At 51.4% G+C, this 20283-nt stretch carries 16 protein-coding genes; 1 reads left to right on the forward strand and 15 read right to left on the reverse strand.

The genetic code is table 11. The features are described 5' to 3' along the window. Positions 1-45: 45 nt before the first annotated feature. The 9 genes from bamA to rpsB form a co-directional block, all read right to left on the reverse strand. Entirely contained in the window at positions 46-2403 is a 2358-nt protein-coding gene (bamA, locus tag PsW64_RS24185) for an outer membrane protein assembly factor BamA (protein ID WP_063289008.1), read from the reverse strand. A 201-nt stretch (positions 2404-2604) separates the two neighbouring features. Next, positions 2605-3741: an RIP metalloprotease RseP gene (gene rseP, locus PsW64_RS24190; RefSeq protein WP_063292464.1), complete on the reverse strand. Its 1137-nt coding sequence runs from the start codon at positions 3739-3741 to the stop codon at positions 2605-2607. A gap of 39 nt (positions 3742-3780) precedes the next feature. Beyond that, positions 3781-4953: a 1-deoxy-D-xylulose-5-phosphate reductoisomerase gene (dxr, locus tag PsW64_RS24195; protein WP_063305289.1), complete on the reverse strand. Its 1173-nt coding sequence runs from the start codon at positions 4951-4953 to the stop codon at positions 3781-3783. 56 nt (positions 4954-5009) lie between these two features. Next, positions 5010-5900, reverse strand: coding sequence for a phosphatidate cytidylyltransferase (locus tag PsW64_RS24200; RefSeq protein ID WP_063305290.1), 891 nt, complete (start codon positions 5898-5900; stop codon positions 5010-5012). Continuing rightward, positions 5900-6673 (reverse strand): isoprenyl transferase, encoded by a 774-nt coding sequence (locus PsW64_RS24205; RefSeq protein WP_063289012.1) that lies wholly within the window; start codon positions 6671-6673, stop codon positions 5900-5902. The genes PsW64_RS24200 and PsW64_RS24205 overlap by 1 nt, the downstream gene beginning before the upstream one ends. 23 nt (positions 6674-6696) lie before the next feature. Next, the gene (frr, locus tag PsW64_RS24210) at positions 6697-7254 is read right to left on the reverse strand and encodes a ribosome recycling factor (RefSeq protein ID WP_057465533.1); all 558 of its coding nucleotides are present in this window, start codon (positions 7252-7254) and stop codon (positions 6697-6699) included. Between the two features lie 97 nt (positions 7255-7351). Continuing rightward, a complete protein-coding gene (gene pyrH / locus PsW64_RS24215; RefSeq protein WP_057465535.1) occupies positions 7352-8071 on the reverse strand; it encodes a UMP kinase in 720 nt (239 codons plus the stop codon). 65 nt (positions 8072-8136) lie between these two features. Beyond that, complete coding sequence (gene tsf / locus PsW64_RS24220; RefSeq protein ID WP_063289013.1) at positions 8137-9060, reverse strand: translation elongation factor Ts; 924 nt, start codon at positions 9058-9060, stop codon at positions 8137-8139. Between the two features lie 170 nt (positions 9061-9230). Beyond that, entirely contained in the window at positions 9231-10028 is a 798-nt protein-coding gene (rpsB, locus tag PsW64_RS24225; RefSeq protein WP_057465538.1) for a 30S ribosomal protein S2, read from the reverse strand. Positions 10029-10385: 357 nt separating this feature from the next. Between rpsB and PsW64_RS24230 the strand changes: the two genes are divergently transcribed. Next, entirely contained in the window at positions 10386-11072 is a 687-nt protein-coding gene (locus PsW64_RS24230) for a hypothetical protein (RefSeq protein ID WP_063292461.1), read from the forward strand. A 105-nt stretch (positions 11073-11177) separates the two neighbouring features. On the opposite strand, the gene dnaE is transcribed toward PsW64_RS24230, so the two are convergent. The 6 genes from dnaE to mce form a co-directional block, all read right to left on the reverse strand. After that, positions 11178-14612 (reverse strand): DNA polymerase III subunit alpha, encoded by a 3435-nt coding sequence (dnaE, locus tag PsW64_RS24235; protein ID WP_063292460.1) that lies wholly within the window; start codon positions 14610-14612, stop codon positions 11178-11180. Between the two features lie 588 nt (positions 14613-15200). Continuing rightward, on the reverse strand, positions 15201-15932 hold the full coding sequence (locus PsW64_RS24240) for an ABC transporter ATP-binding protein (protein WP_063289363.1): 732 nt from the start codon (positions 15930-15932) through the stop codon (positions 15201-15203). Continuing rightward, positions 15932-17155 carry a lipoprotein-releasing ABC transporter permease subunit gene (locus PsW64_RS24245; RefSeq protein ID WP_082831219.1) on the reverse strand — a complete coding sequence of 408 codons (1224 nt, stop codon included), beginning with the start codon at positions 17153-17155 and terminating at the stop codon, positions 15932-15934. The genes PsW64_RS24240 and PsW64_RS24245 overlap by 1 nt, the downstream gene beginning before the upstream one ends. Positions 17156-17379: 224 nt before the next feature. Beyond that, positions 17380-18705 (reverse strand): proline--tRNA ligase, encoded by a 1326-nt coding sequence (proS, locus tag PsW64_RS24250; protein ID WP_063305292.1) that lies wholly within the window; start codon positions 18703-18705, stop codon positions 17380-17382. Between the two features lie 682 nt (positions 18706-19387). Then, positions 19388-19666: a DUF1467 family protein gene (locus PsW64_RS24255; RefSeq protein WP_057465597.1), complete on the reverse strand. Its 279-nt coding sequence runs from the start codon at positions 19664-19666 to the stop codon at positions 19388-19390. Positions 19667-19822: 156 nt separating this feature from the next. After that, positions 19823-20227 carry a methylmalonyl-CoA epimerase gene (gene mce, locus PsW64_RS24260; RefSeq protein ID WP_057465598.1) on the reverse strand — a complete coding sequence of 135 codons (405 nt, stop codon included), beginning with the start codon at positions 20225-20227 and terminating at the stop codon, positions 19823-19825. Between the last annotated feature and the right edge of the window lie 56 nt (positions 20228-20283).

Raw genomic sequence — 20283 nt, forward strand, 5'->3', positions numbered from 1 at the left:
CCGCCGAGGGTATCGGCGACCGATTATAATCAAATTTTCACTAGATCAGAAGCGTGTACCACCACTGAGCTTGAATACCTGCGTTTCATCAACATCGTTTTTGAGCACAGGCCAAGCAAAGTCAGCACGCAGCGGCCCAAACGGCGACTGCCACAACACCCCAACACCAACGGAAGCACGAAGATCGAAGTCTTCAGACTGGATACCGCTTCCGATTACAGAAGACAGTTCGCTATCCACACCCCAGAGAGAACCCGCATCAGCGAAGACTGCGCCCGACAATCCAAGTTCTTCAGGGAAGACTGGGAATGGGAACTGACCTTCAACGGTACCTGCAACGTAGTATTTACCACCCAAGGCATCGCCACCGTTTTCATCACGAGGACCATAACCGTTGGTTGCAAAACCACGAATTCTGTCAGGTGAACCCTGGAACTGATCAGTCACGCGCAGACGGTTACCGATAGATTCGATGTAACCGGCAGAACCCTTCACAAAACCAACAAGACCCCATTCAGCGTAGAGCTCTTCAAATGCGCTACCCTTAAACTGACCACGAACATACTGAGACTCTCCGCCGAGACCCGCAACTTCCTGCTCGTAGGAAGCGACATAACCGTCACGTGGGTTCAGGTTGTTGTCCAGAGTATTGTAGACGAGCGAGAAGCCCGCAAGTGAAGTCGTGTACTGCCCAAGGGAGTCACAGACACCCAAAGACACACCAGGCTCACAATCGCTAATGCCAGTAGAGTCACTACGTGTCAGATCGCGCTGGTAAAGCTTGTAGAACAGGTTAAGCGTCAGTTCGTCTTCGCGAAGCGGAAGGCCGAAGTTAATCGCACCACCAGTTGTCTGCTCTTCATAAGCACGGGAGCTGTTCTGATCGTATACGCGGCGGTATACATCCAGACCTGCGGAGATACGACGCCCCATGAAGAACGGCTCAACGAATTTGAACTCATACTTCTGGTTATCGGTACCACCACCAACAGCAGCTTTAACGTACTGACCGCGACCAAGGAAGTTGCGCTCGGTGATGGAGATATCACCAATCACACCGTCAGAGGTGGAGTAACCCACACCGAATGAAACTTCACCGGTTGGCTGCTCTTCAACATCCACGTTGATGATCACACGGTCAGGAGCACTGCCCTGCTGACGCGTAATACGCACATTCTGGAAGTAACGCGTGTTGCGCAGACGACGCTCAGCCTTATCCAGAAGGATACGGTTGTAAGCATCACCTTCAGCGAGATCGAATTCGCGGCGGATCACGTACTCACGTGTACGGTCGTTACCACGAACGTTGATACGCTCAACATAAACGCGTGGACCTTCTTCGATCAAATAAGTAATCGAGACTGTCTTGTTCTCATAATCACGCTCACCACGAGGGCGAACCTGAGCAAACGCATAGCCTGCCTTGGAAACTTCCAGCGTCAGAGCTTCAAGCGTCTTTTCAACTTCTAAAGAGTTGTAGGTATCACCAGACTGAGTGCGCAGATACTGGCGCATCGCCTCTGGGTCAACAGCAGACAAGGAGGTATCGATTTCGATATCACCGAACTCGTACTGCTCACCTTCATCAACAGTGAACGTCACGTAGAAGATGTTTTGCTCACGGTCCAGATCTGCAACAGCAGAAACAACGCGGAAGTCAGCGTAACCCTTCTGGTAGTAGAACTGACGCAAAGATTCTTCATCTACATCGAGACGATCAGGATCATAAACATCAGTTGTACGCAACCAGCCGAGGAAGCCACTTTCGCGGGTCTGGATCTGCTCACGCAGGTAGCCGTCAGAGAAGGCTTGGTTACCGATGAAGGAAATACGGGCAACACCCGTCTTATCCCCTTCTTCGATTTCAAAAACCAGATCCACACGGTTATTAGCGCGCTCAATAATCTTCGGCTCAACAGACGCACGATAGCGACCGGAGCGACGATAAGCTTCCAGAAGGTTCTGAGCATCAGACTGAACACGCGCACGTGTCAGCATGGACCGTTCAGAAGAACGAACGACTGATTGCAGAGCTTCGTCTTTCAGTCGCTTGTTACCCTCAAAGGAGATTTTGCCGATAACTGGATTTTCTTTAACATCAACAACAAGAGTGCCGCCGCGTTGCTCGATGGAAACATCAGCAAACAGACCGGTCGCATAAAGCGTGGTCAGGCTCTCGTCGATATCAATTGCAGAAAACGATTTCCCTGGACGGATAGTCAGGTAGTTGCGAACTGTTTCGCTTTCGATGCGCGTTGCACCGTTAACGACAATCTTGTTAACCACCGCGGCCTCGGCAACCCCTGTTCCGATAAACGGAACCCCAACCGGAGCAACTGTAGTAGTAGCTGCAACGGCCATTGCCAAAAGCGACACACGTGACAGGTTCTTAAATGACTGCATAGAACTGCTATGCCTTTTATTTTCAGCCTAAAGTTGCATTAGTCCCCTGATCCTCAGATCACTAATGCGCCTCAGGGTAATGGATAGAATCTGAAACACCTAGGAACTTTGTACAAGGTTTTCAGAGTAAAGCAAGGCGACACAACTGGATTTAATGCAATTTGCCCAATCCTTTGCCCAACCTTTGGTTACGCAACTTACCTAAGAGCCGATTATCGACCGCAGATCATTCCAGGTCGCAAAAACCATTAGAAGCAGAACCAGAGTGATTCCTATCCGGAACCCGAAATCCTGCAGTTTTTCACTCAACGGCTTACCCCTTACGATCTCGATGATGTAGTACAGCAGATGCCCGCCATCCAGCATGGGAACAGGCATAAGGTTGAGTAAACCAATAGAAATTGACAAAACTGCGGTAAGGTTAATTAGCGGTAAAATACCATGGGTCGCAACTTGCCCGGAAATTTGTGCTACGCGAATCGGACCACCTAGTTGGTCCGGATCTTCTTTACCGAGGAAAAGACCGCCAATATAACCTAATGTCCTATCAAGAATGTACCATGTCTCTTTTACCCCTTCACCCACAGCTTCCACCGGGCCAAAACGCTTGACTATGATATCTTCCTGAGAAGTATTTCGCTGAATTCCAAGAATTCCAACCTTCTGCGTATTCCCAAAACCATCACTGATTTCCTGTAGTTCTGGCGTTGCAGTAAGGCGCTCGACAGCATCCCCGCGCTCCACATCGATCTGCATCGGAACGCCCGCACTCGCCGTCACGACCCGCTGCACATCATTGAAACTTTCTACTGGATTGCCATCAATCGAGAGGATCAAATCCCCTGGCAAAATGCCGGCCATTTCAGCCGCACTACCAGGTCGCACCTGATCCACACGCGGCAATGTTTCGAATTTTCCTAAAAATCCAAACATTCCTGCAAAGATAAGAATAGCGAGGATAAAATTGGCAATAGGCCCTGCGGCCACAATTGCGGAGCGCTGCCACGGGTTCTTCGCAAAGAACGCAGTCCGGCGCATCTCCTCATCCATTTTGGCTTGCTCATCACGGTCTGGCACGCTTGCAGCATTCTCATCACCTGAGAACTTCACATAGCCACCCAGCGGAATGGCACAGACCTTCCAGCGCGTCCCATGCTTGTCATTGCGACCCAACAGTTCCGGTCCAAACCCGACTGAGAATGCAAGAACCTTCACCCCGCACCAACGCGCGACGAGGAAATGCCCTAGCTCATGGAAGAAAACAACCACAGTAAGCACAGCCAAGAAGGGAATGATGACTCCGAGCGAACCACCAAGAACTGAACTCAGAACGTCCATGCGAACAGCCTTACCTTATTTTTTAAAGGAAGCGCCGGATTAGGCGGCCATCTTCCCAATAACTTCGTTTGCAACTCGACGCGCTACCTGATCCAACTGAAGAATCTCCTCCAGCTGATCTGAACAATCTAGCATATTTTGCGTATGAAGCCGATTCAGAACATCCTCAAGAAGCTCTGGGATCTGGAGGAAGCCGATCTTCCGTCCAAGGAAGGCTTCCACCGCCACTTCGTCAGCTGCGTTAAAAATCGTCCCTGCCCCATCGCCAAGTTCCATCACTTTACGTGCAAGTGACAGCGCAGGAAAACGCTCAAAATCAGGCTTTTCAAAGTCCAGACGCCCAATCATCCCCAGATCAAGATCCGCAACCGGAGCCGTCTTTCGGGTTGGGTATGCCAGACAATGAGCAATTGGCCCGCACATGTCCGGAACCGCCATATGGGCCAATAATGACCCATCACAATATCTAACCATGCCATGGACAATTGATTGTGGATGGACAACCACATCCAGCTGATCAGCGGTAATAGGGAACAGGTGATAGGCTTCAATCAGCTCAAGACCTTTGTTCACCATAGAAGCACTATCAATGGTAATCCGCCGCCCCATGGACCAGTTTGGATGCTTCAGCGCCACCTCAGGCGTGGCAACACGCATCTCATCCAGTGTCGATGTCCGAAACGGTCCACCGGAAGCTGTGACAATCACTTTGTCGACAGCTTTGGGGTCATCCTGCTCAAACACCTGAAAAATAGCGTTATGCTCTGAATCCATCGGCAGCAGTTTGGAGCCATGCTTTTCAGCCAGCTCACACACAATCGTACCTGCACACACCATGGTTTCTTTATTGGCAAGAGCGATATTGCTGCCTGCCTTGATCCCCTCAATGGTCGGCTCCAGCCCTGCGGCTCCCACCATAGCAGAAACCAGCACATCTACCTTCTGGCTAGCCGCCTCCAGCACAGCCTCACGACCTGCAGAAACCTCAACGCCAGTACCGGCGAGTGCTGCTTTAAGATCTTCGTATTTAGAGGCATCACCAATGACCGCATGCTTTGCGCCAGTCTCCCGGCACGCCTTCGCAAGCGCATCAACATTGCGGCCTGCAACAAGTACATTGACTTCATAACGCTTAGGGCTGTGCGCAATAACTTTGAGCGTACTGGCTCCAACCGATCCGGTTGCTCCCAACACAGTGAGAGATTTTGTCATATCAACAACCCTTGCAAATCAACAGAACCGTGGGCGAAGCACAAAAATCAGCAGTATCAGGATGCAAACAGCATCAACCCTGCATTTGGATCAAACAGCTGACCGCCAAACACTACACCAACCACATAGGCAAACACAGCGGCAGCGACAAGGCCATCAACGCGATCAAGCAGCCCACCATGCCCGGGAATAAGGCGACTGGAGTCTTTCACCTTAAAGCGGCGCTTCATGGAGCTTTCAAACAGGTCTCCAAGCTGAGAGACTGCAGAAAGAACAACAGCAAGCCCAAAAGCCCAGACCAGCTGAGAACCACCCGCAACAGCAACAAAGCCCATTCCTAAAAGCGAAGAAAAGACCACGCCGCCAATAGCACCGCTCCAGGTTTTGTTTGGAGAAACAGCAGGCCAAAGCTTAGGTCCGCCAAAGCTGCGACCACACACATAGGCCGCAATATCGGTCCCCCAGACCACAAGGAAGAGATAGATGATGAAGAACAGCCCTTCATCCCCTTCCCGCAGCGCCAGCAATGAAACAAATGTCAGGCCAGCGTAAACGTAGCCCTCACTCACCCAGCGCGCCGTCCGGTCAAAGCCACCAGCACCGTAAAGTACCACAGCACCAGCAATCAGCGCTCCGGCAATCCAGAGCGGCTGCGCCTGAAAGTAACTAAAGCCAATGAAGAGAAGAAACAGGTAGCCCAGCAGCACAACAGGTCGCTGAGCATTTTGCAAAATGATCTTGTACCATTCCCAGTAAACAATCAGCATGCCAACAAGCACGAGGCCAGCAAACCAGAAACCACCTGCCCATGTCAGCGCCAGCGCGACAGGAGCAAGAATAACTGCAGAAAGAGCGCGTACCAGCAAATCAGGATTTGCATTTAGCACGCGCCGGATAATTCCTCCGGAAGCGCCTTCAGAATTGTTCTGATTGTTTTTGTCAGGCATTACGTCCCAGTCGCGTCAGAGCTCAAACCCCCATACCGCCGGTCACGGTTAGAGAACGCCAGCAAAGCATCATCAAAAGCATCTGAGTTAAACTCAGGCCAGGGCGTAGGAGCAAAATAAAATTCGGCATAAGCAGCCTGCCACAACAGGAAGTTGGAAAGTCGCTGTTCTCCCCCTGTGCGGACTATGAGGTCTGGATCCGGAATATCACGGGTATCCAGACAAGTACTGACATCATCCTCCCCAATGTCAGCAGCTCTCAACTCACCAGCTTCCACGCGCTGCGCCAGTTGCCGTGCAGCTCGGACGAACTCGTCCCGCGCTCCGTAGTTAAAAGCAATAACCAGCACCAGCCCGGTACAATGAGCGGTCTCTCGTTCCGCATCATTAAGCAGGGTCAGCATGGATTTATCGAGATTTTCTTTGGACCCGATGACACGAACCCTCACATTAGTCTTAGTGAGTTCCTTAATGTCATCGCGTACAAACCGGCGCAGCAAGGCCAACAGGAAAGAAACTTCCTGTTGCGGGCGCGCCCAGTTCTCAGAAGAAAAGCTAAAAAGCGTCAGGTAGGAGATCCCGCGCTTTTGTGCGTGTTTAACGGCTTCGCGCAGTGTTTTCACACCGCGCCGATGCCCTTCAGTGCGCGGAAGGCCCCGGCGAGTTGCCCAACGGCCATTACCATCCATAATGATGGCGACGTGACGAGGCACACTCAAAAGTCCGATTTCGGAATTTGCATCAACTGCCTCAAATTCAACGCTCGCCGCCATATAGCCCCCGCTTGCAAACAGGATTAAACCTGCTTGATTTCCTGTTCTTTTTTGGCAAGTACAGAATCAACTTCACCAATAATGTCGTCAGTCATCTTCTGAACCCTGTCAGAAGCTGACCGCGCATCGTCTTCCCCCATCTCACCAGCTTTTTCGAGCTTTTTGATGGTTTCCATGCCATCGCGGCGAACATGACGTGCAGCGATCTTCGCTTGCTCGGCAAATTTATGCGCAACTTTGACAAGTTCTTGACGACGCTCTTCATTAAGCTCAGGAATTGGCAAACGCAGCACCATGCCATCCACAACCGGGTTTAGACCAAGGCTGGATTCACGGATAGCTTTTTCAGTGGCCTGCATCATGGAACGATCCCAGACCTGAACAGAAATCATGCGCGGCTCTGGAACACTGACTGTCGCGACCTGGTTGATCGGCATTGGAGCGCCATAAGCCTCCACAGTGATTGTGTCCAGCATACTTGCAGAAGCACGACCAGTACGAAGACCAGCAAATTCATGCTTCAAAGCTGTGATCGCACCATTCATGCGGCGGTCAAGATCGTCATAGTCCAGCTCTGACATAATTTCCTCTTTCACCTATCATTTTAACGGACCGGCATTCCAAAACAAAAACCGGCCCGGGTCAAAATCCGACAGTTAAGACACCAGCTGATGCCCGTTAGTCTTCAATGACCGTAAACAGCCCCTGCCCGCGCAGCACATTAACAAGCGCGCTGGAGGTCTTGATGGAAAAGACAACTACAGGAATAGAGTTGTCCCGGGCAAGTGCAATCGCGGTCGCATCCATGACTTTAAGGTTCTTTTCAAGAACTTCCCCCGGTGTAAGCGTGTCAAAACGCTTTGCATCAGGCTTAAGCTTAGGATCAGCGTCATAAACGCCATCAACACTGGTACCCTTGAGGAACACATCACACTGCATCTCTGCCGCACGCAGTGCCGCACCAGAATCAGTGGTAAAGAACGGATTGCCCGTACCACCGGCAAACAGAATAACGTCCCCGTCTTCCATGTAACGCTCTGCGCCGCGCTGAGTAAAGCTCTCACAAATCGACGGCACAGGAACAGCGGAAAGCACACGCGCCTGAATACCGCGCTGACGAAGCGCATCGGCAAGCGTGAGCGAATTCATAATGGTTGCCAGCATACCCATATGGTCGCCGGTCACACGGTTAGCGCCTTTGGCTGCCAGAGCCACACCGCGGAAGATGTTACCGCCACCAACAACGATGCCGAACTGGGCACCCAGATTTACAGCCTCTGAAATTTCCGCTGCTACCCGTTCAACCACCTTTGGATCGATACCAAAGTCCTGGTCGCCCATCAGCGCTTCCCCTGAAAGTTTCAGAAGAACTCGTTTCCAGCGAACACCCTCAGACATAGTAAACCTCTTTTCATGCATCCAGATACAAAGAGGGCGTCGACTGAGTCGACGCCCTCAATAAATTAGTTACCAGCAGCAGCAGCAACTTCAGCTGCGAAGTCTGATTCTTCTTTTTCAATACCTTCACCAAGGGCGATGCGAACAAAGCCGGTGAGTTTGATTGGAGAACCGATTTCTTTAGCTGTTTCTTCAACGGCCTTCTCTACAGTCAGATCAGGGTTGATAACGAAAGACTGCTTAACCAGCGTAACTTCTTCATAGAACTTACGCAGGCGACCTTCAACCATCTTCTCGATGATGCTTTCAGGCTTACCAGACTCACGAGCCTGTTCCATGTAAACAGTGCGCTCACGCTCAACAGCGTCTGCATCCAGCTCGTCAGTGTTCAGTGCCATTGGGTTGGTCGCTGCAACGTGCATTGCAATCTGTTTACCCAAAGCTGCCAGCTTGTCTGCATCACCTGCAGATTCAAGAGCAACCAGAACACCGATTTTGCCAAGGCCGTCGCCAGCAGCGTTGTGCATGTAAGAAGCAACAACACCTTCAGAAACAGACAGACCAGCAGAACGACGAAGGGTCATGTTTTCACCGATGGTGCCAACAGCTTCCTTCAGTTCGCCTTCAACGCTCTTGTCAGAACCTGGGTAAGGTGCTGCAGCAAGCTTCTCAACGTCACCATCAACAGTAAGCGCGGTTGCAGCGATATCGCGAACCAGCTTCTGGAAGTTTTCGTTACGAGCAACGAAGTCTGTTTCGGAGTTAACCTCAACAACAACAGCTTTGTTGCCATCTGCAGCAACTGCAACAAGACCTTCAGCCGCAACACGGCCAGCCTTCTTAGCAGCCTTTGCAAGGCCTTTGGTACGCAGCCAGTCAACAGCTGCTTCCATATCACCGCCTGTTTCTTTCAGGGCAGCTTTACAATCCATCATGCCAGCACCGCTTGTTTCGCGGAGCTCTTTTACCATAGCAGCGGTAATGCTCATCGTACGCCTCATGGACGGGAGTGTGTCATAAAAAAATCAGAGGAAGCCGACTTCCCTGCGGATTCATCCGATTTATCGCATAGCGACCGTGACCCTTCGCAGTAAAACAGACGAAAAATCACATAAAAACTGGAGGGGAAGCGCATAAATGCGCTTCCCGAGAGAAAACCTTAGCCTTCGCTCTTGTCAGCTTCAGCTGCAGGAGCAGCTTCTTCAGCAAGAACAGGCTCTTCAAGGAGTTCTTCAGATTCGCCGAGATCGATACCCATAGAACCGGATGCGCGTGCGATGCCGTCAATAGCAGCGCGTGCGATCAGGTCTGTGTAAAGAGTAATTGCACGACCAGCATCATCGTTACCCGGTACAGGGTAAGTAATGCCATCTGGATCACAGTTGGAATCCAGGATCGCAGCAACCGGAATGCCCAGACGACGAGCTTCCTGAATTGCGTTAGCTTCGCGGTTGGTGTCGATAACAAAGATCAGGTCGGGAATACCGCCCATGTCTTTAATACCACCAAGGTTGCGCTCAAGCTTCTGACGCTCACGGTCAAGGAACAGACGCTCTTTTTTGGTCATGCGGTTTGCATCACCACCGTCGAGCAGTTCTTCAACTTTACGCAGACGCTGGATGGACTGAGAGATCGTCTTCCAGTTGGTCAGCATGCCGCCGAGCCAACGAGCGTTTACGTAGTACTGAGCAGAGTTGCGAGCAGCTTCTGCAACAGCTTCCTGAGCCTGGCGCTTGGTACCAACCAAAAGCACGCGACCACCAGCAGCAACAGTGTCAGACACAGCTTTAAGAGCCTGGTGCAGAAGCGGAACTGTCTGACCAAGATCAAGAATGTGAATGTTGTTGCGAACACCGAAGATGTAGTTGTTCATCTTTGGGTTCCAGCGGTGCTTCTGGTGACCAAAGTGGACGCCTGCTTCAAGAAGCTGACGCATAGTAAAATCAGGCAAAGCCATGCCTTTATTCTCCTTAGTTTTCCGGTTTAATCCTCCGCAGGGCAGCACAACCGTGCAACTCTCTAACCGGATGGAGCTCGCCACAAGGACAAACCCCGCCCTGCGTGCGGGATGGGGCGCTTATAGAACCCCTTTTCAAGAAGATCAAGCACTCAAGGATTAAGATCAACACATAGGCCCGAATTAGTAAAACAGATGCTCTCCAGCCCTGTTTGCACAACTCCAAATTTTATCATCTCTACCACAGCAACCAGACACCAAACCAAACTGTGGGTATGCGCATTACATATTAGTAATTCCGAAAAGTTATAGTTAACAAAACATCAACAAAATGACTCAATTCGGACACATTTTAAAATGGCACCAAACAAACTGATAGTAGCAGCACTTGTGGCTTTGACATTGGGTGGCTGCGCCAAAACCGTCAAGCTCTCGGACATTGATGCAAAGACGATCTCCAAATCCTCAGTAAAGCCCATCAAAAACCGACATGTGAGAGAAGGCCACATCAACACCCATGGCATCCAGCATGGTCTGCTGGGTATTGTTGTGACCACAGCCATGAATGCAGCCTCTGGCGCCTATGGCGAGATGGCCTCCATTCCCGCAGCGAAACACGATCCACAAACCGCCATGCGCGACCGGTTGACCAAATATCTGCAGAGCACCCACAAGTTCCGCTTTAAGGGCACGATCAAGGGCCCATATAGCAAACCGACCATCAGCGAGGAGAAACGCGCAAAAGCTCTCACAAAGCTCGCCAGAGAAACCGGTTACTCTGGTTATTACTTGGATGTATCAACAGTCACCTATCAGTCAGAAATGCAGGGCGCAGGCTGGTTCGCAAATCTCGCTTACCGCTACCGCGGACGCGCACTCCTGGTTTCTGCCAAGGATGGCAAAATCCTCGCTGCCTCAACCTGCAACGTTACTGATCATGCCGATTTAACTGATCTGGCTGAGAAAGGACAAAAGAGCGTAGACCGCTTCGCCAGAAACCTTGGTTACTCCTGCGCTGAACAGGTCATACAGAAAATCTTTTAGTATCGGAGCAGCTGGCATGAACACCAATAAACGCAACATGCTCTAAAATAGAAAACCCCGCCGAACATCTTCCGCGGGGTTCTTTTTTGCATATACCGAAGCATCCTAGGACATCTGGACGTCCATCACGCCCGGTAGGGTTTTCAACGCACCAGACAGTTGCGGTGAAAGCTGATAATTGCCGGGGAGTTTGACCTCCACTTCGCGCTGACCGTTATCCAGCAGCACAACGCAGCTCACTTCACCATCACCGCCGCGGCGGAGTTGGCGCTGCAGGCTCTGGATCGGTTCACTGGACCCGAGGAAAATCCGCAGGGTTCGATGCACCCTGCCCGCCACTTTCTCCAGCGGCTCTACCTGTGAAATGCGAACACTGACTTCCTCATCGCGCATATCTGCCTGCACCAGCAGCACAACAGATTGCCCTGGCTCCAGCAAATCGCGGCATTGGTTCAGCGTCTCAGAGAACATCACCGCTTCATACTGCCCGGTCGGATCAGAAATACGAACGATGCCCATCTGGTTGCCGGTACGGGTTTTGCGCTCCTGCTTTGCCGTGACAGTTCCCGCAAGCCTCCCCGCGGAAGACCCAGCTTTCACAGAGCGCTCAAAATCCTTCCAAAGCTGCACACGCAACTTGGTGAACAGCTCGCGATACTCATCGAGCGGATGGGCTGAAATGTAAAAGCCGACCGCCGCATATTCTTTTTGCAGCCGCTCGGATGGCAGCCACGGATCCGTCGGATTAAGGATCAAAGGCTCAGGCGCATTATCTCCGCCAAAGAAATCATTTTGACCAGATGTCTTATTCTCTTCCGTCCGCTGTGCCATGCCGATGATGCGATCCAGACCGTCAAGCAACTGCGCACGGTTTGGATTAAGTTCATCAAAGGCTCCAGCGGCAATGAGATTCTCGATTGTGCGCTTATTAAGAACCTTCGGACTGATGCGCGTTGCAAAGTCACCCAGATCCTTAAACGGTTCATCTCCACGCACGTCAACAATGTGTTCAACCGCCTGCTCGCCCACACCTTTGATCGCACCCATGGCGTAAACGATCTTGCCGTCAAGCACGCCAAAATGCACACCGGATTTATTGACGGAGGGTGGCACGACCTCGATGCCCATACGCACCGCTTCCTGACGGAAGTCACTCAACTTGTCCGTATTACCCAGATCAAGCGTCATGATGCCGGCAAGGAACTCAACCGGATAGTTCGCTTTCAGCCACGCAGTTTGATAGGCCACAAGCGCATACGCAGCCGCATGGGATTTGTTAAAACCGTAGTTCGCGAACTTGGCCACCAGATCGTAGATCATCCCGGCCTGATTTTTATCGACCTTCTGCTCAACCGCCCCCTCAACAAAGCGGGCGCGCTGGATCTCCATTTCAGCCGCAATCTTCTTACCCATCGCACGGCGCAGCAAATCCGCTTCACCAAGAGAGTAACCAGACAGCACCTGAGCAATCTGCATCACCTGTTCCTGATAAACGATAATGCCGTTTGTCTCGGTCAGAATTGGCTCCAGCAACGGGTGGAGATAATCAGGCTCCTGCTCGCCATGTTTTACCGCGTTGTAGATCGGGATATTGTCCATCGGGCCCGGGCGATAGAGCGCCACCAGAGCAATGATATCCTCAAACCGGTCAGGCCGCATACCAGCAATGGCGCGGCGCATGCCCTGACTTTCCAGCTGGAACACGCCAACCGTCTCACCAGCAGCCAGAAGCTTATAGGTCGCGGGGTCATCAATCGGTATTTCATCGATCTTAACTTCAATGCCACGCTTCTTGATGTGCGAAACCGCAGTATCAATCACTGTCAGCGTTTTCAGACCCAAAAAGTCAAACTTGACCAGACCGGCTGCTTCAACCCACTTCATGTTGAACTGAGCAACAGGCATGTCAGAACGAGGATCTCGGTAAAGCGGCACCAGCTGCTCCAGCGGACGGTCCCCAATCACCACACCCGCTGCGTGGGTAGACGCGTGACGATAAAGTCCTTCCAGCTTCTGCGCCATCTTCAGCAGGCGGTCGACAACTTCTTCCTGCTTGGCTGCTTCACGCAGCCGCGGCTCCTGCTCCAATGCCTCTGGCAGTGTGCACGGATTGGCCGGGTTGCCGGGAACCAGTTTACTTAGGCGGTCCACCTGACCGTATGGCATCTGCAGAACACGGCCCACATCACGCAACACCGCCTTGGCCTGCAACGTTCCATAGGTGATGATTTGTGCCACCTGCTCGCGGCCATACTTGCGCTGTACATACCGGATCACTTCTTCACGACGGTTCTGGCAAAAGTCGATGTCGAAATCCGGCATGGACACGCGGTCCGGATTCAGGAAGCGCTCGAACAGCAATGAGAACCGCATTGGGTCAAGATCGGTGATGGTCAGTGACCAGGCAACAAGCGACCCCGCACCAGAACCACGCCCCGGCCCCACAGGAATGTCCTCGTTCTTCGCCCACTTGATAAAGTCCGCAACGATCAGGAAGTATCCAGGAAACTTCATACGGATAATGATGCCAAGCTCATAATCCAGACGGTCCCAGTAATCTTTCTCTTCAAGGTCGGGTGCCAGACCATGCAGATCGAGACGCGCCTGCAAGCCTTCCTTCGCCTGCCGCGTCAGCTCTTCCGCCTCAGCACGCTCCGCTTCGCCAGCATCAGCATCCGCACCAGCAAAGCGCGGCAGAATAGGATCTCGCTTCAATGGCCGGTAATGACAGCGCCGTGCAATCACCACGGAGTTCTCAAGCGCCTCCGGAAGATCGGAGAACAGCTCCATCATCTGCTCACGGGTTTTGAAGCAATGATCTGGCGTCAGCTGACGGCGATCCGTCTCGACAAGAACACGACCTTCGGAAATCGCGATCAAGGCATCATGCGCTTCATAATCATCCGGATTAGGGAAATAAGCCTCGTTGGTCGCAACAATTGGAATATTCAGATCATAGGCAAGGTTCAGGAGCGCAGGCTCAACATCTTCCTCGCCTTTCATATTGTGGCGCTGCAACTCCACATATAGACGATCGCCAAATGTGGATTGCAAAACCTCTAGGCGAGACTTGGCAAGATCAACATGCCCCTCTCGCAGTTGCGAGTTAATAGGACCATCACTTGCACCGCTCAGAACAATCAGGCCATCGGATTTATCCAACACACGAGAAAGGGGAACATTGGCTTTGAGTCCCGGCTCTGTATCAAGAAAGGCTCTTGATACAAGATCCATGAGGTTCTCATAGCCCCCTTTATTCACGGCGAGAAAAACCAGATCGCTAACGGCTTCATCTCCCACCGCGTCAGGTTGATCGTCAAAGGTCACTGATATCTGACAACCAATGACAGGCTGTATACCCGCGCCAAAAGCTTTTTCAGAAAACTCAAGCGCACCAAACAAGTTCCCGCTGTCAGTAATGGCCAGCGCCGGTTGCTCATCCTTGGAAGCCAGATCAAGCAGCTTTCCAATTGGGAGAGCCCCTTCCAGCAAAGAGTAAGCCGAGTGAACACGGAGATGGACGAAACCTGGAGATGACATCTGGAGCCTTTTGGTTCGCAAGGTATGTGCGACAGTAGCACCTCATTTGGAGGACCCAAAAGCAAAATGCAATTGCCTGGCAAATCGCACCACCGGTTATCCCGAGTTTCCCAACCTCTCTTCCTCAGTATTTTCTAAGGAAGCATCCGGGTCAGCGCATCACCCCACATCAGGCAGCTGCTTGCAAAAAGAACGATAGAACCGAATGCTGCTGCTTCACGAAGTACAAATGACATAACAAACACCCTTATTTTGAACCCTATTTGTATTTGTTATGTTCTATCAATGTTCTCATTCTTTCAACCCTTAATTTGGCTGGGTCAAACTCATAGTTAATGAGTGGTATACGCATTACTCCCCCAACATCACCGCTCAAACACAGCAAGGTATTTCCCTCAGCAACTCAATAAGTTGCAGTGCCAGTCAGCGTTAACACGGCAGGTATACATCACGAAACACCAGCCTCGCTTGAGCGATCAGACAGAGAGAACAACAGGCATCAAAACAAGAACATCCCCTCAAAACAAAAATGCCAGCGAACAGGTCGCTGGCATTTGATTCTCAATGGAACGCACTCTCATTTCCAATTTAAGGAAGCTCGACCACCTTGCCTTCGCGCAGTGTAATCCGTCGGTCCATCTGTTTTGCAATTTCCAGATTGTGGGTTGCCAGCAAGGCCGCTACACCGGAGGCGCGAACCAGCGCGGTCAGCGCCTCAAACACATACTGCGAGGTGTTCGGATCAAGGTTCCCCGTTGGCTCATCCGCCAACAGAACACGCGGCGCATTGGCAACTGCACGCGCAATCGCAACACGCTGCTGCTCACCACCGGAAAGCTCCGCAGGACGATGAGTTTCCCGCTCAGATAGACGCATATAAGAAAGCAGCTGACGTGCACGTTCTTCCGCATCCTGACGTTTCAGTCCGCAAATCATCTGCGGCAATGCAATATTTTCCAGCGCAGTAAACTCTGGCAGCAACTGATGGAACTGGTAGACAAAGCCCACCTCAGTCCGCCGAATGGCTGTGCGCGCATCATCATTGAGCTTGGAACATTCCCGCCCGCCAATCAGCACCTCACCGCTCTGCGGCATTTCCAAAAGGCCAGCCAGATGCATCAGCGTCGACTTACCTGCGCCAGAGGGTGCCACGAGCGCAACCATTTCCCCTTCATAGAGGTTAAGGTCAGCGCCCTTAAGAATTTCCAGTTTGCTGTTGCCCTCAACATAACCGCGGACAACATTCTTCAAACTCAGAACAGGAACGCGTTCCTCACCCTTAAGCGAAACACCAGCAACCGGTTTTGTTGGTTTATTCATCATTCGTAGCGCAAAGCCTCAACAGGATCGAGCCGGGCTGCGCGCCAGGCAGGGTAAATCGTAGCAAGCAGGCTCAATACCAAAGCCATAATAACAACACTGGTCGTCTCACTTGGATTCATTTCAGCCGGCAGCTTTGAAAGGAAGTAAAGCTCAGGCGAGAACAGCTCGGTCGAGGTCAACCAGGAAATCCCCTGACGAATGCTCTCAATGTTCCAGCACACCACAGTACCCAAAATAAACCCGGCAAACGTACCAATGGTTCCAATGCTGGCCCCCGTGATGATGAAGATCCGCATCACCGCGCCGCGAGTTGCACCCATCGTACGCAGCACGGCGATATCACGGCCCTTATCTTTCACAAGCATGGTCATGCCGGAAATGATATTCAGAGCGGCCACAAGAACAATCAGCGTGAGGATCAGGAACATCACGTTACGCTCAACTTCAAGCGCTGAGAAGAACGTCATATTGCGCTGGCGCCAGTCAGAAACGAACACAGGCCGTCCAGCCTCTTCTTCAATGACAGGTCGCAGCGGACCAACAGCATCCGGGTCATCAGCATAGACCTCAATGCCCGTCGCCAGACCTTCTTTATTGAAGTACAGCTGTGCTTCATTAAACGGCATGAAGGCAATCGTGCCATCATATTCGCTCATACCAATCTGGAAGATCGCAGAGACCGGATAGCCCTTCACGCGCGGGGTCATCCCCATCGGCGTGATGCTGCCACGCGGAGTAATCACGCGAACCGTATCACCAACAGTAACACCCAGCTGACGCGCAAGACGGGAGCCAATGGCAACACCTTCACCATCATCAAACCCATCCAGCGTTCCAAGCAGAACATTCCCGGACACCAGATCCAGCTTATCAAGATCAGCCTTATGAATGCCGCGGAACAAAGCGCCCAGATCAGCGCTTGGCCCGGAGATCATCGCCTGCCCTTCAACAAACGGCATAGCAAAATCAACACCGTCAATGCCAGCTAGTTTGACCGAGGTCGCCTCATAGTCATTGAGCGGACTATCGATGGGCTGCACAAGTACATGTCCGTTGATGCCAAGAATTTTGGTCAGCAGCTCCGTTCGGAACCCGTTCATCACCGCCATAACGATGATCAGAGTTGCAACGCCCAAAGTGATGCCCAAAAAGGACAGACCGGCAATAATTGAAATGAAAGTTTCTTTGCGTCTGGAGCGCAGATAACGCCCTGCCAGCATCCACTCAAAGGGTGCAAACCACCGGTTCTTTCCGGGATGAGCCGCCTGAATCTCTGCCGTCATACTAGACTATTCTCCGTTTCCGCCTGTTCAACTACCCCGTGGAATATAGGGAGCATGAAGAGCAAGTGCCATAAGCTCTGGCAAAAAGGCCCGGCAGCAGAAAGGCCGCCGGCACCTAGCATACCATTGAAGCTACTGAGTTACCCCAAGCTTCGCTGATATCAGCCTTTTAAGGCAGAAATCAGTTTGTTGACAGCCGCTTCCGGGGTCAACATTTTGCGATCACCAGTTGCACGGTCTTTGACTTCCACTTCACCAGTCTTCAGACCACGTGGGCCAACAACCAGCTGATATGGCAGACCAATCAGATCCATGCTTGCAAATTTCTGGCCTGCACTGGTCTTGCGGTCATCATAAAGAACCTCAACGCCAGCCTTTTCCAGCTCCGCGTAAACGCTCTCACAAACGTCATCGCACTCAGAACCAACCTTCATGTTGATCAAACCAACATGGAACGGCGCAACTTCTTTTGGCCAGACAATGCCATCATCATCATGGCACGCTTCAATGATCGCACCCAGCAGACGAGATACACCAATGCCGTAGGAACCCATGTGAACAGGCTGTTCCTTGCCTTCAGCAGTCATCACTTTCGCGCCCATAGGCTCGGAATATTTGGTGCCGAAGTAGAAGATGTGGCCAACTTCGATACCGCGTGCAGACACTTTCTTGTCTTCTGCAACAGCCTCAAAGGCAGCCTCATCATGCATCTCATCAGTTGCAGCGTAAGGCGTGGTCCACTGGTCAATAATGCCGGAAAGGTCACCATTGAAATCAATGTCTTCCGCCGGAGTTGGCAGGCCAAGAATATCCTTATCAAGGAACACTTCGCTCTCACCGGTAGACGCCAGCACGATGAACTCGTGAGACAGGTCGCCGCCGATTGGGCCAGTGTCCGCCTTCATAGGAATTGCAGTCAGACCCATGCGGGCAAAGGTGCGCAAATAAGCGACAAACATGCGGCGGTAGGCTTCTGTTGCCCGCTCTTTGTCCAGGTCGAAGGAATAAGCATCCTTCATCAGGAACTCACGACCGCGCATCACGCCGAAACGAGGACGCACTTCATCGCGGAACTTCCACTGTATGTGATAAAGGTTCAGCGGCAGGTCCTTGTAGGAGCGCACATAGCTGCGGAAGATGTCAGTGATCATCTCTTCATTGGTTGGACCAAAGAGCATTTCCCGTTCATGACGGTCTTCTATGCGCAGCATTTCTTTGCCGTACGCATCATAGCGGCCACTTTCGCGCCACAGGTCAGCAGGCTGAATGGTTGGCATAAGCAGCTGGACAGCACCGGAGCGGTTCTGCTCTTCTTCAACAATACGCTGAATCTTGTTGAGCACACGGTGGCCAAGCGGCAGCCATGCATAAATCCCGGCTGACTGCTGACGGACCATACCCGCACGCAACATCAGGCGGTGCGATACGATCTCGGCTTCTTTCGGAGTTTCCTTCAAAATAGGCAGGAAATATCGGGACAAACGCATTAGTTTAACTCTTCAGGTTTAAAGGCACGCAAGCTCTGGCTCACCACCAAACATCATTTCTATGTCTTCTTAGCAAGCAGAACGCCTGTTGTAACTGCCAACATGGCTATATGCCAATTTTCTAAGACATATTTCCCCATACACGCAGCTTTTTGCCTACACCTTTGGGTTCAACTCATGGAATCTCCGAAAAATTATAGCTAAAATTTTAGGCAAGCAAAAAATTGCGGCGAATTGATACAAAATGATGACAAACTAATGTGATTACGTTAGTGTCTGTTCAACAACAAAAACAACACCCTTAAGCGGTGTTGCAAGGTATCGCGATCTTTAGTCTTGGGAGGAAGGTTCTCGGGCGCCCGTTTGGTTGCAGCCGGCACTCTACGCAAGTGCAAAGAGAACATTTAGACGCGGAACTCGTTCTAACAGCAAGGCTTCGGCCTTGCTTTTTTTTCGCCAATTTCTGCCGTTTCACTCCATGATATTCTATGAATACCGCATTCAGTTTACTCATATCAGCATACTCACCAGAGTCTGAATACAGCAGGGACAAGTGTCTCTCTAACAACACCCCTCTAAACGCAAAAAAAGCGATTCTAGAGAATCGCTTTTTTTGACACTTGATGGATTTGCTCTGTAACTCGCTGATTTTACGCCACACAATTGATGTGCAAAACCAAAATCAGGAAGGAGCGTTGCCCATTAATTGATCAACAAGTGGAAACAGATGCGCGCCAAGGCCGGACTCAAGGAACCAATAGAAGGCAACGAACACAATTGTCGTTACAATCGTGTTGATGATCACCTTCTTCAGCATCTGAGGATTTTTGGGCGCGCTCTCAGTCGTTCCCGGAACTACTTCGCCCTCTTCCGCCTGAGTGCGAACACCAAACGGCAAAATGGCCAGAAACAAAATCCACCACATCATGAAGTAGAGTGCAACGAGTAGCGGCGTAGCCATAAATGTGCTCCTGGAACGTTCTTGTTTCTTCTGCGGCTGGTCACCTTACTGTTGTATCACAAAGCGACCAGCGCACTACAGGTTTTTACCTACAAGAATTAGGCCCGAACCGAAAGCCTTCCAGTTTCCTCAAACCACAAGTCTTTCAAGGCAAACTTAAGCCTGTTCCAACTCGGTCAATGTTCCAAGGAAGTCTTTTGGGTGCAAGAACAACACCGGCTTGCCATGTGCACCAATCTTCGGCTCACCATCACCCAGAATCCGGGCTCCGTTAGCAACCAGCTGATCGCGCGCTGCAAGAATGTCATCAACTTCATAACAGATGTGATGGATACCACCTTGCGTGTTACGCTCCAGAAACTTGGAGATCGGAGAATTCTCGCCAAGCGGCTCCAGCAGTTCGATCTTCGTGTTTGGAAGCTCGATAAACACGGTCGAAACACCATGATCCGGCTGTGCCACTTTTTCTGAGGCAATGCCGCCGAGTGCATCACGATACACCTTCAGGCCTTCTTCCATATCCAACACGGCAATCGCGACGTGGTTCAATCGTCCAATCATGACGGTCCTCCCAATAACTCTTTGTTCTAGAGCGCGTTCCATTCGATTGCACACAA

It is taken from the genome of Pseudovibrio sp. W64 (genome assembly GCF_001623145.1).
Classification (GTDB): Bacteria; Pseudomonadota; Alphaproteobacteria; order Rhizobiales; family Stappiaceae; genus Pseudovibrio.

Bases quoted from the DNA above. Each gene is read 5' to 3' on its own strand.
- PsW64_RS24255 (WP_057465597.1), bottom strand. From the start codon at position 19,666: ATGGCTACGCCGCTACTCGTTGCACTCTACTTCATGATGTGGTGGATT.
- rseP (WP_063292464.1), bottom strand. From the start codon at position 3,741: ATGGACGTTCTGAGTTCAGTTCTTGGTGGTTCGCTCGGAGTCATCATT.
- proS (WP_063305292.1), bottom strand. From the start codon at position 18,705: ATGCGTTTGTCCCGATATTTCCTGCCTATTTTGAAGGAAACTCCGAAA.
- rpsB (WP_057465538.1), bottom strand. From the start codon at position 10,028: ATGGCTTTGCCTGATTTTACTATGCGTCAGCTTCTTGAAGCAGGCGTC.
- PsW64_RS24205 (WP_063289012.1), bottom strand. From the start codon at position 6,673: ATGGCGGCGAGCGTTGAATTTGAGGCAGTTGATGCAAATTCCGAAATC.
- dxr (WP_063305289.1), bottom strand. From the start codon at position 4,953: ATGACAAAATCTCTCACTGTGTTGGGAGCAACCGGATCGGTTGGAGCC.
- mce (WP_057465598.1), bottom strand. From the start codon at position 20,227: ATGATTGGACGATTGAACCACGTCGCGATTGCCGTGTTGGATATGGAA.
- tsf (WP_063289013.1), bottom strand. From the start codon at position 9,060: ATGAGCATTACCGCTGCTATGGTAAAAGAGCTCCGCGAAACAAGCGGT.
- PsW64_RS24240 (WP_063289363.1), bottom strand. From the start codon at position 15,932: ATGAATAAACCAACAAAACCGGTTGCTGGTGTTTCGCTTAAGGGTGAG.
- bamA (WP_063289008.1), bottom strand. From the start codon at position 2,403: ATGCAGTCATTTAAGAACCTGTCACGTGTGTCGCTTTTGGCAATGGCC.
- dnaE (WP_063292460.1), bottom strand. From the start codon at position 14,612: ATGTCATCTCCAGGTTTCGTCCATCTCCGTGTTCACTCGGCTTACTCT.
- pyrH (WP_057465535.1), bottom strand. From the start codon at position 8,071: ATGTCTGAGGGTGTTCGCTGGAAACGAGTTCTTCTGAAACTTTCAGGG.
- PsW64_RS24245 (WP_082831219.1), bottom strand. From the start codon at position 17,155: ATGCTGGCAGGGCGTTATCTGCGCTCCAGACGCAAAGAAACTTTCATT.
- frr (WP_057465533.1), bottom strand. From the start codon at position 7,254: ATGTCAGAGCTGGACTATGACGATCTTGACCGCCGCATGAATGGTGCG.
- PsW64_RS24230 (WP_063292461.1), top strand. From the start codon at position 10,386: ATGGCACCAAACAAACTGATAGTAGCAGCACTTGTGGCTTTGACATTG.
- PsW64_RS24200 (WP_063305290.1), bottom strand. From the start codon at position 5,900: ATGCCTGACAAAAACAATCAGAACAATTCTGAAGGCGCTTCCGGAGGA.